This is a genomic window from Micromonospora luteifusca (assembly GCF_016907275.1).
GTDB classification, from domain to species: Bacteria; Actinomycetota; Actinomycetes; order Mycobacteriales; family Micromonosporaceae; genus Micromonospora; species Micromonospora luteifusca.
Genome location: NZ_JAFBBP010000001.1, coordinates 1826037 through 1847500 on the forward strand (window position 1 = coordinate 1826037; position 21464 = coordinate 1847500).

Consider the following 21464-nt stretch of genomic DNA (forward strand, 5'->3'; position numbering starts at 1 on the left):
CACACCTCGCAGACAGAGGTGGTGAGGCGCCCGCACCTTCCTCACACGCGGCGGACGGTGACCGTTACCCGTTCGCCCTCGCCGACCTCGCCGGCGAAGCCGTCGAGGCCCTCGGCGAAGTCCACCGAGTCGGCCAACACCTCCCCGGAGACGAAGTCGGCGTACGCCGCCACGGCCGCACGCACCTCCTCGGATGCCGACACCGCCACCACGATCCGGTCCGAGACGTCCAGGTCGGCGTCCCGGCGGGCCTGCTGGACCACCCGCACCACGTCGCGGGCCAGCCCTTCGGCGGCCAACTCCGGGGTGACCTCGGTGTCCAGCACCACCACGCCCTCGGCGCCGGGCAGTGGCGCGGAGTGCTCGGCGTCGGCGGCGACCAGGCGCAGCTCGTACTCGCCCTCGGCGAGGGTGACGCCAGCGGCCACCGGGGCGCCGTCGACCAACTCCCAGTCGCCCGCCTTCACCGCCTTGATGACCTGCTGCACCTGCTTGCCGACCCGGGGGCCGAGCGCCCGGGGCACCACGGTCAGGACCTGCTCGCAGTACGCGGACAGCTCCGCGCTGAACTCCACCGCCTTCACGTTGACCTCGTCGGCGACCAGGTCGGCGAACGGGCGCAGCTGCTCCGCCGCCGGCGAGGCCACGGTCAGCCTGGACAGCGGCAGTCGTACCCGCAGCCCCTTGGCCTTGCGCAGCGACAGCGCCGCCGAGGCGACCGCCCGGGTGGCGTCCATCGCGGCGACCAGGTCGTGGTCGGCCGGGAACTCGGTCGCCTCCGGCCAGTCGGTCAGGTGTACCGACCGTTCCCCGGTGAGCCCCCGCCAGATCTCCTCCGCGGTCAGCGGCGCCAGCGGCGCCACCACCCGGCAGAGCGTCTCCAGCACGGTCCAGAGCGTGTCGAACGCGTCGGCGTCACCGGACCAGAACCGGTCCCGGGAGCGGCGCACATACCAGTTGGTCAGCGCGTCCAGGTAGGAACGGACGGTGGCGCAGGCGCCGGAGATGTCGTACGCGTCCATCTGCGCGCCGACCGTCGACACCAGTTCGTTCGTCTTAGCCAGCACGTACCGGTCGAGCAGGTGCGTCGAGTCGGTCCTGCGGCGAGCGGTGTGGGAGTCCGCGTTGGCGTAGAGCGTGAAGAAGTACCAGACGTTCCACAGCGGCAGCAGCACCTGCCGGACGGCGTCGCGGATGAGCGTCTCGGTGACCGCCATGTCGCCGCCGCGCAGCACCGGCGAGGACATCAGCATCCACCGCATCGCGTCCGAGCCGTACGCGTCGAAGACGTGGTACACGTCCGGGTAGTTGCGCAGGCTCTTGGACATCTTGCGCCCGTCCGAGCCGAGCAGGATGCCGTGGCTCAGGCAGTTGCGGAACGCCGGCCGGTCGAACAGCGCGGTGGCCAGCACGTGCATCGTGTAGAACCAGCCGCGGGTCTGCCCGATGTACTCGACGATGAAGTCACCCGGGTAGTGGTGCTCGAACCAGTCCGCGTTCTCGAACGGGTAGTGCACCTGGGCGAACGGCATCGACCCGGACTCGAACCAGCAGTCCAGCACCTCCGGCACCCGGCGCATCATCGACTTGCCGGTCGGGTCGTCCGGGTTGGGGCGGACGAGGTCGTCCACCGCCGGCCGGTGCAGGTCGGTGAGGCGTACGCCGAAGTCCCGCTCGATGTCGGCCAGCGAGCCGTAGACGTCCAACCGTGGGTAGTTCGGGTCGTCGGACTTCCAGGCCGGGATCGGCGAGCCCCAGAACCGGTTCCGGCTGATCGACCAGTCCCGGGCGTTGGCCAGCCACTTGCCGAACGAGCCGTCCTTGATGTGACCGGGCGTCCAGTTGATCTGCTGGTTCAGCTCGACCATCCGGTCGCGGAACTGGGTCACCGCCACGAACCACGACGACACCGCCTTGTAGACCAGCGGGGTGTCGCAGCGCCAGCAGTGCGGGTACGAGTGGGTGTAGGTGTCCTGCTTGAGCACCACCCCCCGCTCCTTCAGCTCCCGGATCACCGGCTTGTTGACGTCGAAGACCTGCTCACCCTGGTAGGGCGGGACAATCGCGGTGAAGCGGGTGTGGTCGTCGACCGTGACGATGGTGGGGATGCCCGCGGCGTTGCAGACGTTCTGGTCGTCCTCACCGAAGGCGGGGGCGAGGTGCACGATCCCGGTGCCGTCCTCGGTGGTGACGAACTCCGCGCCGAGCACCTGGTACGCGTTCTCGCCGGCCTGCTCGACGAGGAAGTCGTACAGCGGGGTGTAGCGGCGCCCGACCAGGTCCCGGCCGTACACCGTGCCGACCTGCTCGTAGGACTCCAGCTCCTTGGCGTACGCGGCCAGCCGAGCCGCGCCGACCACGAACCGCTCCCCACTGCGCTCGCTGTCGGGGGAACCCCGGTGCTCCAGCACCGCGTACTCGATGTCCGGACCGACGGCGAGCGCCAGGTTCGACGGCAGGGTCCACGGCGTGGTCGTCCAGACGCCCAGCTTCACCGCGCCGCGCAGCAACTCCGGGGCGGACTCGTCGGGGGTCAGCCCGAACCACACCGACAGCGTCGGGTCGTGCCGGTCCCGGTAGACGTCGTCCATCCGGGTCTCGGTGTTCGACAGCGGCGTCTCACAGCGCCAGCAGTACGCCAGCACCCGGAAGCCCTCGTAGATCAGACCCTTGTCGTGCAGGGTCTTGAAGGCCCACATGACGCTTTCCATGTAGTCCAGGTCGAGGGTCTTGTAGTCGTTGGTGAAGTCGACCCAGCGGGCCTGCCGGTTGATGTACCGCTCCCAGTCCTGGGTGAACTCCAGCACCGAGGTGCGGCAGGCCTCGTTGAACCGGGCCACGCCCAGGTCGATGATCTCCGCCTTGCTGGTGATGCCGAGCTGCTTCTCGGCCACCACCTCGGCGGGCAGGCCGTGGCAGTCCCAGCCGAAACGCCGCTCGACGTGCCGCCCGCGCATGGTCTGGTAACGCGGCACCACGTCCTTGACGTACCCGGTGAACAGGTGGCCGTAGTGCGGCAGGCCGTTGGCGAACGGCGGGCCGTCGTAGAAGACGTACTCGTTCTTGCCGTCGTCGCCCGCCGGACGGGCCTCGACCGACGCCTCGAAGGTCTTGTCGGCCGTCCAGTGCTCCAGCACCCGCCGCTCGACCGCGGGCAGGTCCGGGCTCGCCGGGACACCGGCGGCGGTCGGGTCGTGCATCGGATAGGCCATCGGGGGTCGCTCTCCTCGCGTTACGACGACTCCGGCTCGGCCGCGTCTGGCGCCGCGCCCCGCCCCGGAGACCGTCGAGCTCACTCATCACTGGGTCTGCGAGGACGAGCCTTTCCGGGGTACGCCTCAGTCGGCGTTCCCGGGTGGTCCGCGGTACCACCCCGCTTGGCGGTCAGGATCGACCGCCCGCTCATTGACCGGCTGTGACGGGCCGGACCCGTCCGGTTCTACTGGGCCGGTCACCCGGCTGTTCTTCCGGAGGCTCACCGGTGATGGCCGGGTCATCGCCTTACGGTGCTCAACGATACTCGACCCGCCCACCGCTCCCGCCGAGTAATCCCGTGCGCCGACCGCCACCTAGGCTGGCCGGGTGATCCGGATCGAGTTGGACGAGCCCACGCTGGCCCGGACCCGGATCGCGACCAGCCCACTGTGGGAGGCCAAGTGCAGCCTCTACCTCCTCGACCGGTACCCGGACGAGGCGCCCTGGCCCTACACCGGCTGGGCCCGGCACGCCCGGCGGGTGCTCGCCGAACTGCCCGCGGCGGCCCCGGCCCAGCTCTACTCGGCGACCGGCGCCTGGTACCCGGATTTCCTGGGCCCGGTGCCGCCGACGGCGAACCCGACCATCGCCGAGGAGTTGGCCGTGCTCCGGGCCACGCCGGCCTCGGTGATCGCTGAGCAGCTCCCCCGTTACCACCGTCCCGACGACCTCCCGGGTTGGCTGCGCCCGTTCGTCACCGATCGGGAGGCCGCCCTGAACCGGCTCGCCGACGGCCTGCAGGCGTACTGGAACGCCGCGATCGCGCCCTGGTGGCCGGCGATGCGGGCCGCTCTGGACGAGGAGGTGTTGCACCGGGCGCGGGCGCTCGCCGCGCACGGCCCGGACGCGCTGCTGGCCGACTTGCACGAACGGGTGCTCTGGGAGAAGCCGGTGCTGACGCTGGTCAAGCCGTCCGAGGGGCAGTTCACCGCGGTCGACCAGCGGCTGCTGCTGATCCCGTTGATCTTCTCCCGAGGTGCGCTCACCTTCTCCACCGACCACTCCGAGATCCTCGCGGTCTCGTACCAGGCCCGGGGCTCGGTGCTGCTGGCCGACCGGCCTACCGCCGACCAGCCAACGACCGACCCGGCGATCGACCGGCTGGCGGTGCTGGTCGGGCGCGGGCGGTCCCAGGTGTTGCGGGCACTGACCCGGCCGGCCACCACCGTCGGCCTCGCGGCCACCCTCGGGCTGGCCCCGAGCACCGTCTCGGAGCAGCTCTCCGCGTTGCTCACCGCCGGCGTGGTGCACCGCCGTCGGGTGGGCCGGCGGGTGCTGTACGGGCTGGAACCGGCCGGTATGGCCCTGGTGCAGTTGATCGGCGACGAGCCGGTGAGCGCCTCGGCCTGAGCATTCGGCCGGATCCGAATTCGTTTCCCCGACCACCCCGCTGCTCCTAGCGTGGCCGCCATGAGCGAGTACGCGATCGAGGCGGCCGGGCTGCGCCGCACCTACCGCAGCCGAACGGGCTGGTTACGACCACAGCGCCGGGAGGTGGAGGCGGTCCGCGGCGTCGACCTGACGGTCGGCAACGGGGAGCTGTTCGGCCTGCTCGGGCCGAACGGCGCTGGCAAGACCACGACCATCAAGCTGCTGAACACGCTGCTCATCCCGACCGCCGGCGAGGCCCGGATCTGCGGCTTCGACGTGGTCCGGCAGACCCGGGAGGTGCGCCGACGGATCGGGTACGTCTTCGGCGGCGACCGTGGCCTCTACGACCGGCTCTCCGCCCGGGACAACCTGCGCTACTTCGCCGAGTTGTACGGCGTGCCGGGGCGGGAGCAGAAGCGGCGGATCGCCGAGCTGTTCGAGCTGGTCCGGTTGACCGGCCGGGAGAACGACCGGGTGGAGGGTTACTCCCGGGGCATGCGGCAGCGGCTGCACATCGCCCGGGGCCTGCTGCACCGGCCGCGCGTCCTCTTCCTCGACGAGCCGTCGATCGGCGTGGACCCGGTGGCCGCCCGGGAGCTGCGGCAGACCGTCGCCGAGCTGGCCGCCACCGGCACCACCGTGCTGCTCACCACGCACTACATGGCCGAGGCGGACGAGCTGTGCGGCCGGATCGCGGTGATCGCCAACGGCACGATCCAGGCCCTCGGCACCCCCGCCGAGCTGCGGCACCACGCCGACGGCCGGCAGGTGCTGGAGGTGGAGGCGTACGGGGTCGGCGACGCGCAACTCGCGGCCATCCACGCCCTGCCCGGCGTACGGGAGGCGAGCGTGACCGTCGCCGGGGCGGCCCAGGTGCTGAGCGTGCAGTCCGACGCGGGGGTGGACGTGCAGGCCGACGTGCTGCGCGCGCTGGACGGGGTCCGACTGGGTCGGGTCACCGCCCGGCAGCCCACCCTGGAGGACGCGTACGTGGCGATCGTGAACCGGGTGAACGCGCAGGCTCGCCTCGTCGAGGCGGTGGCCGGGTGAGGACGCTGCGGATGATCGCGGTGGGCGCGCTGCTGCACACCAAGCAGCTCAGCCGGTCGCCGTTCGAGATCGCTACGGCGCTGATCGTGCCGGTGGTGCAGGCGACCCTGGCCGTCTACCTGTTCCGGGCCGGCGGTGAGCCGGGTCGACTGTTGGAGGCGGCTGTCGGGGCGGGGCTGATGGGCGTCTGGTCGTCGGTGCTGTTCGGTTCCGGTGGCGCCGTCCAGAACCAGCGCTGGCAGGGCACCCTGGAGATGATCATGTTGGCGCCCCGGCCACCGGCCCTGGTGGTCCTGCCGATCACGCTGGCCACCGCGCTCACCGGCACGTACGCGATGGTCGCCACGCTGGCCTGGGGCCGCCTGCTGTACGGCATACCGCTGACCTTCGCCGATCCGCTGGCCTTCGCGATCGCGGTGCCCGGCTGCATCATCGGGCTCGGCATGTTCGGCCTGCTGCTCGCCTCCACGTTCGTGCTGTTGCGCAACGCCAACGCGCTGACCAACACGCTGGAGTACCCGATCTGGTTGGTCTCCGGGATGCTCGTGCCGATCACCGCGCTGCCCGGCTGGACCGGCCCGATCGCCGCCGTGCTGCCCACCACCTGGGGGGCGCGTGCGGTCCGCGAGGCGGCCACCGGCAGCGGGCCGGTCTGGCCATCGCTCGGCATCTGCCTGGCGATCAGCCTGGCCTGCCTGGCGCTCGGCGCGATCATGATGACCCACGTCGAGCGGCGAGCCCGCGCGGCGGCCACCCTCGCTCTGGCCTGAGGAGGCGACGATGACCGCACTGCTCCGCCTGGTCGGCACCGGTGGCGTGATCGCCTACCGGGCACTGTTCAACTGGACCACCCCGGCGATGTTCGTCGGCACGCTGCTCGTCGGCCCGCTGTTCCAGCTGCTCTTCTTCGCCTACCTGGGACGCCAGCTCGGAGTCGCCGACGACGGCTTCTACATCACCGGCAACGCGGTACTGGCGGCCTCCCTGGCCTGCGTGTTCGGCGGCACGATGGCGGTCTCCAACGAGCGCCGCTTCGGCACCCTCGGGCACGTGCTGCTGTCGCCGCGCAGCCGCACCGCGGTCTTCCTCGGCCGCGTCCTGCCGTACGCGGCGAATGGTCTGCTGATCGCGGTGACCACCATGACCGCCGCGGCGCTGCTGCTCGGCCTCCGGGTGCCGCTCGACGCGCTGCCGGGGTTGCTGCTGACCCTGGCGGTCGCGGCGCTGGCCTGTGGCTTCTTCGGCCTGACCCTGGGCGCGATCGGGCTTCGGTTCCGCGATGTCTGGCTGGTCTCCAACGTCTCGGTGGCGCTGCTGCTCCTGCTCACCGGCGTGAACGTGCCCGCGGCCGGGCTACCGGCCTGGATGCGGATCACCGGCGAGCTGTTGCCGATCACCCACGCCGCCGAGGCGGCCCGCCGGCTGGTCGCGGGCGACGGCTTCCAGGCCGCCGCACCTCAACTCGCCGCCGAACTCGCCATCGCCACCGCCTACGCCGTCCTCGCCGCACTCCTGCTCAAGGTCTTCGAAGCCGAGTCCCGCCGCCGAGCCTCCCTAGACACCCTGTAACCCAACCCGACCCAGCCCCAGCCCCAGCCCCAGCCCCAGCCCCAGCCCGTTGATCATGAGGTTATTGCTGGCCGCGCCGGCGTGTCGTGACGATAACCTCATGATCAACGGGGCCAGGGGTGGGTCGGGGTGGGCTAGCCCGGGATGAGGGTGGGTCAGGGGGGTGGGTCAGGGGGCTGGGAGGGTGGTGGACCAGAGGGAGGCACCGTCGCGGTCGCGGAGGTGGACCGTCAGGGCCTCCGACTTCCCGTCGATGGAGACCTCACCGAAGTGCTGGAAGCCCTCCGCCGGTGAGCTGTTGGCCTGCGGCGGGGCGTGCACGAAGGCCGCCTGCGGGCCGAACGTACCGTCCAGCGCGTTCGGGCCGAACGCCCCGGCGTGCGCGGGTCCGGAGACGAACTCCCAGAACGGGGTGAAGTCACCGACCGCCGCACGGGACGGGTCGTAGTGGTGCGCGGCCGAGTAGTGCACGTCGGCGGTGAGGAAGACCATGCCGGTCACCCCGGCCCGATGGGTGGCCCTCAGCACCTCGGCGAACTCGAGCTCACGTCCGGCCGGCGCGCCCGGGTCACCCTGCGCGACGCCTTCCTGGGCGGTCGGACCGTCCGGCACCACCACCCCGATCGGCAGGTCGTTCGCGATCACCTTCCAGGTCGCCGTGGACCGCTTCAGCTCCCGGATCAGCCACTCCCGCTGCTCGCGGCCGAGCAGACCGCGCTTCGGGTCGGCGTACGTGTTGCCGTCGTTCGGGTCCTTGTGGGTCCGCATGTCGAGCACGAACACGTCGAGCGACGGCCCGTACGACAACCGCCGGTACATCGGACCGTCGACCGGCACCGGCAGCCACTCGTTGAACGCCTGCCGGGCCCGGGCGGCGAGCACGTCCACCCGCTGCTCGGTGTAGCGGGGGTCGTCCAGGATCTCCCCCGGGTACCAGTTGTTGAGGACCTCGTGGTCGTCCCACTGGTTGATCTGCGGCACCGTGGCGGCGAACTCCCGTAGGTGCTTGTCGAGCAGGTTGTACGCGAACTGTCCCCGGTACTCGGTCAGCGTCTCGGCGACCTTGCTCTTCTCGGGGGTCACCAGGTTGCGCCAGATCCGCCCGTCGGGCAGCGTCACCGACTCGACCAGCGGGCCGTCGGCGTACACCGTGTCGCCGCTGCACAGGTAGAAGTCCGGCCGGGTCTCCCGCATGGCCCGGAAGATCGACATCCCGCCGAAGTTCGGGTCGATCCCCCAGCCCTGCCCGACGATGTCGCCGGTCCAGACGAACTTCACGTCGCGCCGCCGGTGCCGGCCCGGCGCGGTGGTCAGCGACCCGGTCAGCGGCTCGCTGACCACCCCGTGCCGGTCCAGGCTCTCCACCCGGACCCGGTAGTGCAGCCGCTCGGCGTCCGGCAGGCCGCGCAGCCGGACCTTTCCGGTGAAGTCACCGTTCGGGGTGAGCACCGGGCCGCGCAGCTTCCGGGCACCCCGGAAGTCCGGCCGACGGCTCACCTCGACCAGCATCCGACCCGGCCGGTCGGCCCGCGTCCAGACCAGCGCCGAGTCCGCGGTGACGTCACCGCTCTGCACACCGTGGGTGAGTACCGGCCGTCCCGCCGGGCGCCAGGCCGGAGCCGCGGTCGCGCCGGCACCGCCCAGCAGGGCGCCGCCGGCGACTCCGGCACCGGCCACCAGGCCAGCCCGCAGCAGGGTACGTCGATCGAGCTCGGTCATGCTTCCTCCCGGTCATGAGTTGACCCCGTCGGTCTACCGGCCGGAGATGACCGCGATCGGCGATGCGGATGACGCGGATCGGAACGCAGGTTGTCCGCTCGGCATGACCGGAGTCACAGCCACGGCTGTCACGACGCGCCCCCGCCGATCCGTCGTGTCGATGTCGAACCGATCAGGGGAGGTAGTCATGCAGCGAATGAATCCCAGCGAGGTGGCGCCGAAGGCGTACCAGGCCGTCATGGGGCTGGAGAAGTACGTCCAGTCGAACGTCGACCGAACCGTGCTTGAGCTGGTGAAGCTGCGGGCGTCGATGATCAACGGGTGCGCGTACTGCGTGGACATGCACAGCCGGGACGCGCTCGCCGAAGGCGAGTCGAGCCGCCGCCTGTTCGCGGTCGCCGCCTGGCAGGAGTCGCCGTTCTTCGACGAGCGGGAGCGGGCCGCGCTGGCGCTCACCGACGCGGTCACCCGGCTCGGTGAGCACGGTGTCCCGGACGACGTGTGGAATGACGCCGCGAAGGTCTGGTCGGAGAAGGAACTGGCCGACCTCGTCATCGCGATTGCCACAATCAACGTGTGGAATCGGATCGGGGTGACGATGCGGCTGGAGCCGCCGGCCCAGGCGTGACCACCGAGGCAGCAGAGGCGGCCGGTGCGCTCCAGGCGCACCGGCCGATGCTGCTCGGGCTCGCGTACCGCCTGCTCGGCAGCTGGCACGACGCGGAGGACGTGCTCCAGGAGACGTACCTGCGCTGGCTGGGCGTGGACCGTTCGACGGTCGACGAGCCGCGCCGGTACCTGTCCCGGGTGGTCACCCGGTTGGCCCTGGACCGGTTGCGGGCCCGGCAGTCCGGCCGCGAGACGTACGTGGGGACGTGGCTGCCCGAGCCGGTGCCGACCACGCCCTCGCCGTTCGGGCCGTTGGACCGCGCGGAGTTGCGCGACTCGCTCTCCACGGCGTTGTTGCACGTCCTGGAGCGGCTCACCCCGCCGGAGCGGGCGGTGTACGTCCTGCACACGGCCTTCGAGCTGCCGTACACGGAGATCGGCGAGATCCTGGACCGGTCCGCTGCCGACTGCCGGCAGTTGCATCACCGGGCGACCGCGCGGGTACAGCAGGAACAGCGCCGGTTCACCGCCAGCCGCTCGGAGCGGGAGCGGTTGCTCGACGCGTTCCTGGCCGCCGCCCAGGAGGGGGATCTGGCGACCCTCACCAGCCTGGTCGCCTCGGACGCCACAGCCTGGAACGACGGTGGTGGGCGGGTACGGGCCGCCCTCAATCCCGTCAGTGGCGCGGACCGGATCGCCCGGTTCTACGCCGGAATCTACGGCCGACGCAACCCCACGGCCATCGAACGGATCGAGCTCAACGGGGAACCCGCAGTGGTGATCACCCACGCGGACGGCATTCGGTACGCCTTCACCATCGCCGCGGCAGGCGGTCAGATCACCGGGATCTACGTGGTCGGCAACCCGACCAAAATGCAGTCCGTCGACTGAACCCCGGCACCGTCGATCCGCGCCGGCCGGGTCGCGTCAGCCCAGCTCGGGAAACCAGAGCGCGATCTCGCGCTTGGCGCTGTCCGTCGAGTCGGAGGCGTGCACCAGGTTCTCCCGGTTGGACAGCGACAGGTCACCCCGGATGGTGCCGGCCGCGGCCTTGCGCCCGTCGGTGGCACCGACCAGCCCGCGGACCACGTCGATGACCTGATCTCCGGAGAGCACCAGAGCGACAAGTGGACCGCTGGTCATGAAGTCCTTCAGCGGCGGGTAGAAAGCCTTGTCGACGTGCTCGGCGTAGTGTTCGTCGGCGAGCGCGGCGTCCATCGTCCGGTGCACCATCGCGTCGATCTGCAGCCCCTTGCGCTCGAAGCGGGAGAGGAGCTCGCCGACCAGGCCGCGGCGGACCGCGTCGGGCTTGATCAGAACGAGGCTGCGCTCATCCGGGCTGTTGCTGGACACGCTGGGTTCCTCCTGTACGCCATGAACGCTCGGGATCGGTACGGTCAGCCTAGCGACCCGGTCCCGGCGCCGGCGCGGCGGCCGGTCTTTCCCCCGGTGGCCGATCCGGCCTAGCCTGGCCCTGACCCCCGGGAGGTCCACTGTGGCGAATGGCGGGAACCGGCCCATCGCGCCGGTACGCAAGCTGATCGGCGCGGTGCTGGGCACCGTGGCCACGTTCGTCGTCCTCTTCGGGCTGGGCATGACCAGTTGGGCCATCGTGGCTCTCGGGGTCGCCCTGTTGGTGCTGGCGATCGCGCTGGCGACCATACGCGGCGGCGGGCGCACCTGGGTGGTCGGCGTCGGGCACGTGCACAGCGCCTCCGAACCACCCACCCAGTACGCGTTCGGCCGCTGCGAACTGCAACTGGTGATCGATGCGCCCGGTCTGCCGCCGCGATCCAAGAAGATCATCGAGCCGAGGGTGCCGGTCTCCAAGTGGCCGTCACTGGGTCAGACCCTGCCGATCCGGGTCGCGTTGGACGACCAGCGGCACGTCAAGGTCCTCTGGGACGAGGTGCTGACCCACGCCGAGACCGCCGCCGCCGTCGCCGACCTCCCGCCGGAGTTCGCCGACGCCGACGCCATCGACGAGGTGCTGATCCAGCAGGATGCCCCGCCGTGGGCCGACCGTGGGCCGGACGACGACTTCCGGGACGACTTCCGCGACCCGTTCCGTGACCCGCTCGGCCCCGACCCGCTGCGCACCAACGACCCGCTGCGCACCAACGACCCGCTGCGCCCCGATCCCCTGCGCGACGACCCGGGCGTCGTGTCCGAGGAACGCGAGCCCGTGGTGATGCACCAGAGCCCCGGCGGCCCTGTGGTCCTGGAGGGCGTCGTCGTCGAGCAGCAGGCCGGTGGTGGGCTGCCCCGGCGGGCCACCCCGGCGCCGCGTTCACCCGCCGAGGAGCGCTTCGACGAGCCCGGAGCCGACCCGTTCGACCGGCCCGAGGACGACCGGGCAACCGACCCGCCGCCCACGGAGCGCTTCGACCCGCCGCCCGCGCAGCGGTCCGGCCCACGGGCGACCGACCCGCTCGACCCACTCGACCTTCCGCTGGACGATCCGTCCCCGGTCGGGGCGGCCCGCGAGACCGTCACCGACGCGGAACTGGACGAGGCGATCTTCGGGTTCGACGACGGCGCGGCTGCCGACCCGACGGCGCCGATCAGCGGGGTGGGCCTCACCCTCCTGGTGACCGACCTGTCCCGGTCGCTCGGCTTCTACCGCGACGTGCTCGGCTTCACCGAGGTCGACCAGGGTGCCGGCAACGCCGTACTCGCCTCCGGCACGACCCGGCTCGTGCTGCGCGAGGTGACCGGCGCCGCGCCCATCAGCCGCCGGCTGGTGCACGTCAACCTCGAGGTCAACGACATCGAAGCGGCGTACGAGCGCCTACGCGAGTCGGGCGTCCGATTCACGTACGCGCCCCGGGTGGTCAACCGGGGCACCAGGCTGGAGGTGTGGGCGGCGGCGTTCCGCGACCCGGACGGCCACGGCATCGCGCTCACCCAGTGGCGTGAACGCGCCGAGGCCTGACCCGGCCCGCACCACGTCGGGGTGTCACCAGACCGGGTAGTGCCTCAGCCGAGGATGACCCGACGAACGTGCAACGCGTACGCCCACACCAGCGCGAAGATGATGCCCAGCCCGAGCAGCGACCAGTGCAGCAGGCCACCCAGCATCAGCAGTCCCTGGAGCACGGTGCCGGCGTGCCAGGCCCAGGGGCGGCGCATCATGCCAGCGAGTACGACGGCGGCCACCGCCAGTGCCACCACGGCACCGATCGCGGTACCGCTGAGGTCACCACCGACCACCCGGATCGGCTGGATCGCCAGCAGCAGCACGAGCGCCTCCAGGCTGAGCGTGCCGGCGCCCAGGCCGCGTACCGCCCGCTCCGGGTTGCGCAACCCGGAGCGGCGCGGCTGTCCGGCCGCCGGCTCCTCCCCCGTGGCGCGCGGGTCCCCCTCCGGGCCGGTCATCGCTTCAGCAACCGACGGGCGTCGGCGACCGTCACCACCGAACCCGTGACCAGCACCCCCACCCCGCTGAGCTCACCGGGGACGTCCTCCTCGGCCAACGCCACCGCCAACTCGATCGCGTCCGGCATCTCCTCGGCCAACTCCACCCGCTCCTCGCCGAAGATCTCACCGGCCAGCTCGACGAGTTCCGCCGTCGGCATCGCCCGTGGCGAGCTGTTGCGGGTGACCACCAACTGGTCGACCACAGGCTCCAGCAGCTCCAACAGCCCCTCGGCGTCCTTGTCGGCGAGTACGCCGACCACCGCCACCAGCTTGCTGAACGCGAACTCCTCCTGCAGCGCGGTGACGGTGGCCGCCATACCGTGCGGGTTGTGCGCGCCGTCCAGCAGGATGGTCGGGGCGTTGCGTACCCGCTCCAGCCGCCCCGGGGAGCTGGTCGAGGCGAAGCCCTCCCGGACCGCCTCGATGTCCAACTGCCGTCGGGCCCCGGCACCCAGGAACGCCTCCACGGCGGCCAGCGCCACTGCGGCGTTCTGCGCCTGGTGGGCACCGTGCAGCGGGACGAACACGTCGTCGTAGACGCCACCCAGGCCCTGCAGGGTGAGCACCTGCCCGCCGACGGCGACCGCCCGGCCCAGCACGCCGAACTCGGTGCCCTCCCGGGCGAGGGTCGCTCCCACTTCGGCGCAACGGTCGAGGATGGGGCCGGCAGCCTCCTCCTCCTGCGCCGCGGCGATCACCGTGGCGCCCGGGTGGATGATGCCGGCCTTGGCCAGCGCAATGTCCTGAAGCGTGTCACCCAGCCACTCGGTGTGGTCCAGGCCGATCGGGGTGATCACACAGACCCCGGCCTGAATGACGTTGGTGGCGTCCTCGGCACCGCCGAGGCCCACCTCGACCACCGCGATGTCGACAGGCGCGTCGGCAAACGTGGCGAACGCCAGCGCCGTCGTCATGTCGAAGTACGTCAGCGGCTCGTCGGACCGCGCGTCGATCAGCTCGGCCAGCGGTTTGATCTCCCGGTACACCGACGTGAACCGCTCCTCGCTGACCGGCTCCCCGTCCAGGCTGATCCGCTCCCGGACGGTCTCCAGGTGCGGGCTGGTGTACCGCCCCGTGTGCAGTCCATGCGCCCGCAACAGCGAGTCGATCATGCGCGCGGTGGAGGTCTTGCCGTTGGTGCCGGTCAGGTGGATCGACGGGTACGCCCGCTGTGGGCTGCCGAGCAGGTCGAGCAGCGACTCGATCCGGTCCAGCTCGAAAACCATGCGGGTGAAGCCACGGGCGTTCAGCTCGGCCTCGACTGCGGCGAATTCGGTACGGTCGGTCACGAGGAAAGTGTCTCCAGAGCAGCGTCGATCCGGACCAGGTCGGCCTCGGCGGTGGCGAGCCGGTCGCGGATCTTCGCGACCACCGGCTCGGGGGCCTTGCCGATGAAGGCAGGGTTGTCGAGCTTCGACCGGGCCTGCGCGACCTCCTTCTCAGCCGCCGCGCGGTCCTTCGTCAGCCGGGCCCGCTCGGCGGCCACGTCGATCGACCCCCGGGTGTCCAACGCGACACCGACCGCGCCGGGCATGGCCAGCGTGGCGCTGGCCTGGAAGTCGTCGCCGGCCGGGTCCAGCCGGACCAGCGAACGGATCAGTGGCTCGTGGGCGTCGATACCAGCGCCGGCCAGCCCGTCCAGCCGGGCGGCCACCCGCTGGGTCGGGCGCAACCCCTGGTCGGAACGGAACCGCCGGATCTCGGTGACCACCCGCTGCACACTGACCAGCTCGGCCTCGGCAGCGTCGTCGACCAGCGACCGGTCGGCCACCGGCCAGGCGGCGGTCTGCACCGTCTCACCACCGGTCAGCGCGAGCCACAGCTCCTCGGTGACGAACGGGATGACCGGGTGCAGCAGCCGCAGCAGCTGGTCCAGCACGTGCCCGAGCACCCGCCGGCTGGTGTCGGCACGCTCACCACCCTCGGCGAGCACCGGCTTGCTCAGCTCGACGTACCAGTCGCAGACGTCGTCCCAGGCGAAGTGGTAGAGCAGGTCGCAAACCTTGGCGAACTCGTACGCCTCGAACTGCTCCTCGACCTCGGCGGTGACGTGCGCCAGCCGGGACAGGATCCACCGGTCGACGGTGGAGAGCTGCTCGACGGCCGGCAGGTCGCCCGTGGTGTGCGCCCCGTTCATCAGGGCGAACCGGGTGGCGTTCCAGAGCTTGTTGCAGAAGTTGCGCGAGCCCTGGCACCACTCCTCGCTAACCGGGACGTCCTGGCCAGGGTTCGCACCGCGGGCCAGGGTGAACCGGGTGGCGTCGGCGCCGAACCGGTCGATCCAGTCCAGCGGGTCGACCACGTTCCCGAACGACTTGGACATTTTCTTGCCATGCTCGTCGCGAACCATGCCGTGCAGGGCCACGACGTCGAACGGCTGCTTGCCGTCCATCGCGTACAGGCCGAACATCATCATCCGGGCGACCCAGAAGAACAGGATGTCGTAGCCCGTGACCAGGACGCTCGTCGGGTAGAACTTGGCCAGGTCCGGGGTCTGCTCGGGCCAGCCGAGGGTGGAGAACGGCCACAGCGCGCTGGAGAACCAGGTGTCCAGCACGTCGTCGTCCTGCCGCCAGCCGTCACCCGTCGGCGGCTGCTCGTCCGGGCCGACACAGACGATCTCGCCCTGCGGGCCGTACCAGACCGGGATGCGGTGACCCCACCACAGCTGGCGGGAGATGCACCAGTCGTGCATGTTGTCGACCCAGGCGAAGTAGCGCTTGGCCAGCTCGGCCGGCTCGATGCGGACCCGGCCGTCACGGACCGCGTCGCCGGCGGCCTGGGCCAGCGGCGCGGTGTTGACGAACCACTGCAGCGAAAGCCGCGGTTCGACTGTCGTCTTGCACCGCGAGCAGTGCCCGACCGCGTGCACGTACGGCCGCTTCTCCGCGACGATCCGGCCCTGCTCGCGTAGCGCCGCCACGATCGCGGGCCGCGCCTCGAACCGGTCCAAGCCTTCGAACGGGCCGGGCACGGTGATCACGCCACGCTCGTCCATCACGGTGATCGCGGGCAGGTCGTGACGCTGGCCGATCTCGAAGTCGTTCGGGTCGTGCGCCGGCGTCACCTTGACCATGCCGGTACCGAACGACGGGTCGACGTGCGCGTCGGCGACGATCGGGATACGGCGGCCGGTCAGCGGCAGCTCGACCTCGGTGCCGATCAGGTGCTGGTAGCGCTCGTCATCCGGGTGCACCGCCACGGCGGTGTCCCCCAGCATCGTCTCGGCCCGGGTGGTGGCCACCACGACCTCGTCGCTGTACCGGATGGAGATCAGCTCACCGTCGTCGTCGGTGTGCTCCACCTCGATGTCGGAGAGCGCGGTCAGGCAACGCGGGCACCAGTTGATGATCCGGTTGGCCCGGTAGATGAGACCCTCGTCGAAGAGCTTCTTGAAAATCGTCTGGACGGCCCGGGTCAGCCCCTCGTCCATGGTGAACCGCTCACGGTCCCAGTCGACGGAGTCGCCGAGGCGTCGCATCTGGCCGAGGATGGCGCCGCCGGACTCGGCCTTCCACTGCCAGACCCGCTCGACGAACTTCTCCCGCCCGAGGTCGTGCCGGGAAAGGCCCTCGGCGGCGAGCTGGCGCTCGACCAGGTTCTGGGTGGCGATGCCGGCGTGGTCCATGCCGGGCAGCCAGAGCGCCTCGAAGCCCTGCATCCGCTTACGCCTGGTCAAGGCGTCCATCAGCGTGTGCTCGAACGCGTGGCCCATGTGCAGGGAGCCGGTGACGTTCGGCGGCGGAATGACGATGGTGAAGGGCGGCTTGTCGCTGTCGGCGGAGGCCCGGAAGTGTCCGGCGGCTACCCACTGCTCGTACCGTCGCTGCTCTACCTCGCCGGGCTGGTACTGGCCGGCAAGGGTGGGGGCGTCGGGGCGTTGGGCATCCAGTCTCTCGGTCACCTGTCAAGTCTACGGAGGGCTTCCGCAGACCTGACGTGCGCCACCTGTGGTTCGCGTACGGTGTCGGCTATGTCCGACGCACATCTCACCGAGCGTTCGCTCGCCGGCGGTCGCGAGCCGGTCGAGCTGACCGAAGAGCCGATCCAGCTGAGCACCCGGGACTCCGGGGGCGACCCCGACGAGCAGTCGGCAGGTTGGTCCCGACGGCGCAAGATCGGTTGGACGGTCGCGCTCGTGGTCGGCCTCGCCGGTGCCGGGGTGCTGGGTGTTGGCGGGTGGCGGATCGCGCAGCAGAAGGACACCCAGCTGACCTCACCCGAGCAGGTAGCAGGCCTGACTCGAGACGACAGCGAACGGGCGAAGAGCACAGCCGACTACCTGCGCAGCGGTCTGGCCGCGGACATCGAGTTGGACCGCAGTTTCGGCACGGTCTACCGCGACCCGGCCGACGACAAGCGCTCGGTGCTCGTCTTCGGGGGCACCACCCTGCTCTGGCAACCAGAGCGGGACCTGGACAGCCTCTTCCGCCTGATGTCGGACGAGACGGGGGCGGTGAGCGGCCTGCGCGAGGTGCCTGCGGGCGACCTGGGCGGCGTGATGAAGTGCGGCAACACCAGCGGTGAGGGCGGCGACTTCGCGGTGTGCGGCTGGGCCGACCACGGCAGCGTGGTGATGGCGATGTTCCCGGGCCGGTCGGTCGACGACGCCGGCGGCCTGCTGCGTAACCTCCGCGCAGACATGCAGTCGCGGGGCTGACGACGCGCTGACGCCGGCGCCTTTGTGGCGGGGTCACCCACGATCAGGAAATGCAGAAAGGGCCACCCCTGTTGGGGGTGGCCCTTTCTGAAAGATTGTCCGGCGGCGTCCTACTCTCCCACACCCTCACGAGTGCAGTACCATCGGCGCTGGAGGGCTTAGCTTCCGGGTTCGGAATGTGACCGGGCGTTTCCCCTCCGCCATGACCGCCGTAACTCTATGAACATATCAAACAACCCCGGCACAAAAATCACGGGTGTTCGCTTGTTCAGAGTTGCACAGTGGACGCGTAGCAGCTTAGTAGTCAAGTCCTCGGCCTATTAGTACCGGTCAACTGAACCCGTTACCGGGCTTACATTTCCGGCCTATCAACCCAGTCGTCTAGCTGGGGGCCTTACCCCACAAAGTGGGTGGGATACCTCATCTTGAAGCAGGCTTCCCGCTTAGATGCTTTCAGCGGTTATCCCTTCCGAACGTAGCTAACCAGCCGTGCCCTTGGCAGGACAACTGGCACACCAGAGGTTCGTCCGTCCCGGTCCTCTCGTACTAGGGACAGCCCTTCTCAAGTATCCTACGCGCACGGCGGATAGGGACCGAACTGTCTCACGACGTTCTAAACCCAGCTCGCGTACCGCTTTAATGGGCGAACAGCCCAACCCTTGGGACCTGCTACAGCCCCAGGATGCGACGAGCCGACATCGAGGTGCCAAACCATCCCGTCGATATGGACTCTTGGGGAAGATCAGCCTGTTATCCCCGGGGTACCTTTTATCCGTTGAGCGACACCGCTTCCACTCGCAAGTGCCGGATCACTAGTCCCGACTTTCGTCCCTGCTCGACCTGTCAGTCTCACAGTCAAGCTCCCTTGTGTACTTGCACTCAACACCTGATTGCCAACCAGGCTGAGGGAACCTTTGGGCGCCTCCGTTACCTTTTAGGAGGCAACCGCCCCAGTTAAACTACCCACCAGACACTGTCCCTGAACCGGATAACGGTCCGAAGTTAGATACCCAAATCAACCAGAGTGGTATTTCAAGATTGCCTCCACCCATACTGGCGTATGGACTTCACCGGCTCCCACCTATCCTACACAAGCTAATTCGAGTACCAATGTCAAGCTATAGTAAAGGTCCCGGGGTCTTTCCGTCCTGCCGCGCGTAACGAGCATCTTTACTCGTACTGCAATTTCGCCGGGCCTGTGGTTGAGACAGTGGGGAAGTCGTTACGCCATTCGTGCAGGTCGGAACTTACCCGACAAGGAATTTCGCTACCTTAGGATGGTTATAGTTACCACCGCCGTTTACTGGCGCTTAAGTTCTCCGCTTCGCCCCGAAGAGCTAACAGGTCCCCTTAACGTTCCAGCACCGGGCAGGCGTCAGTCCATATACATCGAATTACTTCTTCGCATGGACCTGTGTTTTTAGTAAACAGTCGCTTCCCCCTGCTCTCTGCGGCCATACAACGCTCCACCCGCGCGGGGCTTCACGTCTCCGGCCCCCCTTCTCCCTAAGTTACGGGGGCAATTTGCCGAGTTCCTTAACCACAGTTCGCCCGATCGCCTCGGTATTCTCTACCTGACCACCTGTGTCGGTTTGGGGTACGGGCCGCTAAGAACTCGCTAGAGGCTTTTCTCGGCAGCATAGGATCACTGACTTCACCTGAATCGGCTCGGCATCACGTCTCAGCCTATATGTGTTGCGGATTTGCCTACAACACGGCCTACACGCTTACCCCGGCACAACCACCGGCCGGGCTCAGCTACCTTCCTGCGTCACCCCATCGCTTGACTACTACCCATCAGGTTCCCACGCTCCCTCAGCTCAGTCCGAAGACCTCACCAAGTTCGGGCGGTTAGCACAACGAGGTTCATCAGGGACGCTCTTTCGCGGGTACGGGAATATCAACCCGTTGTCCATCGACTACGCCTCTCGGCCTCGCCTTAGGTCCCGACTCACCCAGGGCGGATTAGCCTGGCCCTGGAACCCTTGGTCATCCGGCGGAAGGGTTTCTCACCCTTCTTTCGCTACTCATGCCTGCATTCTCACTCGTGCCGCGTCCACAACTGGGTCACCCCGCTGCTTCACTCGCGGCACGACGCTCCCCTACCCATCCACACACCTGCACAAGGAATCAAGTCCAAGCGAGGATAAAATGTGAATGCCACAGCTTCGGCGGTGTGCTTGAGCCCCGCTACATTGTCGGCGCGGAACCACTTGACCAGTGAGCTATTACGCACTCTTTAAAGGGTGGCTGCTTCTAAGCCAACCTCCTGGTTGTCTATGCGACCCCACATCCTTTTCCACTTAGCACACGCTTAGGGGCCTTAGCTGGTGATCTGGGCTGTTTCCCTCTCGACTACGAAGCTTATCCCCCGCAGTCTCACTGCCGCGCTCTCACTTACCGGCATTCGGAGTTTGGCTGATTTCGGTAAGCTTGTGGGCCCCCTAGACCATCCAGTGCTCTACCTCCGGCAAGAAACACGCGACGCTGCACCTAAATGCATTTCGGGGAGAACCAGCTATCACGGAGTTTGATTGGCCTTTCACCCCTAACCACAGGTCATCCCCCAATTTTTCAACATTGGTGGGTTCGGCCCTCCACGCGGTCTTACCCGCGCTTCAGCCTGCCCATGGCTAGATCACTCCGCTTCGGGTCTAGGACACGCGACTGAATCGCCCTATTCAGACTCGCTTTCGCTACGGCTCCCCCACACGGGTTAACCTCGCCACATGCCACTAACTCGCAGGCTCATTCTTCAAAAGGCACGCCGTCACCCCGCAAGGCTCCGACGGATTGTAGGCGAACGGTTTCAGGTACTATTTCACTCCCCTCCCGGGGTACTTTTCACCATTCCCTCACGGTACTTGTCCGCTATCGGTCACCAGGAAGTATTTAGGCTTACCAGGTGGTCCTGGCAGATTCACGGCAGATTTCAGGGGTCCGCCGCTACTCGGGAACACCCACAGAAGGTCAGCAACTTTCACCTACCGGACTTTCACCGTCTACGGTCAGCCATTCCAGACTGTTCGACTAGCCACTAACTTTGTAACTTCTCGAACAAGTGTCAGCTTGTTCAGCAGGGTCCCACAACCCCGACCACGCAACCCCTGACAGGTATCACACGCAGCCGGTTTAGCCTCGATCCGCTTTCGCTCGCCACTACTCACGGAATCACTAAATTGTTTTCTCTTCCTGCGGGTACTGAGATGTTTCACTTCCCCGCGTTCCCTCCACACACCCTATGTGTTCAGGTGTGGGTGACACCACATGACTGGTGCCAGGTTTCCCCATTCGGACACCCTGGGATCACAGCTTGGTTGACAGCTCCCCCAGGCCTATCGCGGCCTCCCACGTCCTTCATCGGCTCCTGGTGCCAAGGCATTCACCGTTCGCCCTTGACAACTTGACCACAAAGATGCTCGCGTCCACTGTGCAATTCTCAACAAACGACCAACCCACAACCCGATCCGCCCCACACCAAACCCGACAACCGCCGGCGGTATGTGGAGCCAGGCCATGCCTGGCAGACTTCCAGCCCCCACAAGGAGGCTGGCCAAGTCTCTGAAACAACAACACGATGGTTGTTCCTTCAGGACCCAACAGGGTGCTCACATTCTCCCCCAGCCGCACCAACGTCATCCGTTCCCACCACACCCCGAAGAGAGTGGCTGTACTAAGCGCCGCCGGCCGTTGCCAGGGTAAAACTTGCCAGTGTCTCCGCCATCTGAGCACCCCACCACCACATTCGGGTAGTGCGGGCTCCTTACCGACTTTCGTCGGAAGGTGCTCCTTAGAAAGGAGGTGATCCAGC

The 21464-nt window shown here is 68.5% G+C and carries 14 protein-coding genes and 3 rRNA genes (1 of these 17 only partly in view); 8 read left to right on the plus strand and 9 right to left on the minus strand.

What is annotated here, in order from left to right:
• Positions 1-41 precede the first annotated feature (41 nt).
• Positions 42-3212 carry an isoleucine--tRNA ligase gene (gene ileS, locus JOD64_RS07845; protein WP_204941630.1) on the minus strand — a complete coding sequence of 1057 codons (3171 nt, stop codon included), beginning with the start codon at positions 3210-3212 and terminating at the stop codon, positions 42-44.
• A gap of 370 nt (positions 3213-3582) precedes the next feature.
• On the opposite strand from ileS, the gene JOD64_RS33745 reads away from it, so the two are divergent.
• Genes JOD64_RS33745 through JOD64_RS07865 form a run of 4 tightly spaced genes read left to right on the plus strand, consistent with a single transcriptional unit; the run spans position 3583 to position 7245 of the window.
• Positions 3583-4605, plus strand: a complete 1023-nt coding sequence (locus JOD64_RS33745; RefSeq protein WP_204941631.1) for an ArsR family transcriptional regulator — start codon at positions 3583-3585, stop codon at positions 4603-4605.
• 60 nt (positions 4606-4665) lie between these two features.
• A complete protein-coding gene (locus JOD64_RS07855; RefSeq protein ID WP_204941632.1) occupies positions 4666-5676 on the plus strand; it encodes an ABC transporter ATP-binding protein in 1011 nt (336 codons plus the stop codon).
• Entirely contained in the window at positions 5673-6446 is a 774-nt protein-coding gene (locus JOD64_RS07860; RefSeq protein WP_307813291.1) for an ABC transporter permease, read from the plus strand. The genes JOD64_RS07855 and JOD64_RS07860 overlap by 4 nt, the downstream gene beginning before the upstream one ends.
• A 10-nt stretch (positions 6447-6456) precedes the next feature.
• Positions 6457-7245 (plus strand): ABC transporter permease, encoded by a 789-nt coding sequence (locus JOD64_RS07865; protein ID WP_204941633.1) that lies wholly within the window; start codon positions 6457-6459, stop codon positions 7243-7245.
• Between the two features lie 168 nt (positions 7246-7413).
• Here the strand turns inward: JOD64_RS07865 and JOD64_RS07870 are convergent, their stop codons facing one another.
• Positions 7414-8964, minus strand: a complete 1551-nt coding sequence (locus JOD64_RS07870; protein ID WP_204941634.1) for an alkaline phosphatase D family protein — start codon at positions 8962-8964, stop codon at positions 7414-7416.
• Positions 8965-9160: 196 nt separating this feature from the next.
• Between JOD64_RS07870 and JOD64_RS07875 the strand changes: the two genes are divergently transcribed.
• Both JOD64_RS07875 and sigJ read left to right on the plus strand, forming a co-directional pair.
• Positions 9161-9592, plus strand: a complete 432-nt coding sequence (locus JOD64_RS07875; RefSeq protein WP_372434233.1) for a carboxymuconolactone decarboxylase family protein — start codon at positions 9161-9163, stop codon at positions 9590-9592.
• Positions 9589-10464, plus strand: a complete 876-nt coding sequence (gene sigJ / locus JOD64_RS07880) for an RNA polymerase sigma factor SigJ (protein WP_204941636.1) — start codon at positions 9589-9591, stop codon at positions 10462-10464. Before JOD64_RS07875 ends, sigJ begins: the two co-directional genes overlap by 4 nt.
• A 36-nt stretch (positions 10465-10500) precedes the next feature.
• On the opposite strand, the gene ndk is transcribed toward sigJ, so the two are convergent.
• Positions 10501-10926: a nucleoside-diphosphate kinase gene (gene ndk, locus JOD64_RS07885; protein WP_204941637.1), complete on the minus strand. Its 426-nt coding sequence runs from the start codon at positions 10924-10926 to the stop codon at positions 10501-10503.
• A 142-nt stretch (positions 10927-11068) separates the two neighbouring features.
• On the opposite strand from ndk, the gene JOD64_RS07890 reads away from it, so the two are divergent.
• On the plus strand, positions 11069-12508 hold the full coding sequence (locus tag JOD64_RS07890) for a VOC family protein (RefSeq protein ID WP_204941638.1): 1440 nt from the start codon (positions 11069-11071) through the stop codon (positions 12506-12508).
• 44 nt (positions 12509-12552) lie between these two features.
• On the opposite strand, the gene JOD64_RS07895 is transcribed toward JOD64_RS07890, so the two are convergent.
• The 3 genes from JOD64_RS07895 to JOD64_RS07905 are packed head-to-tail and all read right to left on the minus strand — an operon-like array spanning position 12553 to position 16897.
• The gene (locus JOD64_RS07895; protein ID WP_204941639.1) at positions 12553-12951 is read right to left on the minus strand and encodes a DUF4233 domain-containing protein; all 399 of its coding nucleotides are present in this window, start codon (positions 12949-12951) and stop codon (positions 12553-12555) included.
• Entirely contained in the window at positions 12948-14282 is a 1335-nt protein-coding gene (locus JOD64_RS07900; protein ID WP_204941640.1) for a bifunctional folylpolyglutamate synthase/dihydrofolate synthase, read from the minus strand. The genes JOD64_RS07895 and JOD64_RS07900 overlap by 4 nt, the downstream gene beginning before the upstream one ends.
• On the minus strand, positions 14279-16897 hold the full coding sequence (locus JOD64_RS07905) for a valine--tRNA ligase (RefSeq protein WP_204941641.1): 2619 nt from the start codon (positions 16895-16897) through the stop codon (positions 14279-14281). The genes JOD64_RS07900 and JOD64_RS07905 overlap by 4 nt, the downstream gene beginning before the upstream one ends.
• Positions 16898-16966: 69 nt before the next feature.
• On the opposite strand from JOD64_RS07905, the gene JOD64_RS07910 reads away from it, so the two are divergent.
• Positions 16967-17653 carry a hypothetical protein gene (locus JOD64_RS07910; RefSeq protein ID WP_204941642.1) on the plus strand — a complete coding sequence of 229 codons (687 nt, stop codon included), beginning with the start codon at positions 16967-16969 and terminating at the stop codon, positions 17651-17653.
• Positions 17654-17750: 97 nt separating this feature from the next.
• Here the strand turns inward: JOD64_RS07910 and rrf are convergent.
• The 3 genes from rrf to JOD64_RS07925 form a co-directional block, all read right to left on the minus strand.
• Positions 17751-17867: ribosomal RNA gene (rrf, locus tag JOD64_RS07915) — 5S ribosomal RNA — on the minus strand.
• An 86-nt stretch (positions 17868-17953) separates the two neighbouring features.
• A 23S ribosomal RNA gene (locus JOD64_RS07920) occupies positions 17954-21062 on the minus strand.
• 385 nt (positions 21063-21447) lie between these two features.
• Positions 21448-21464: ribosomal RNA gene (locus tag JOD64_RS07925) — 16S ribosomal RNA — on the minus strand; it runs 1500 nt beyond the window's last position.
• Together the 16S, 23S and 5S rRNA genes form the textbook arrangement of a ribosomal RNA operon.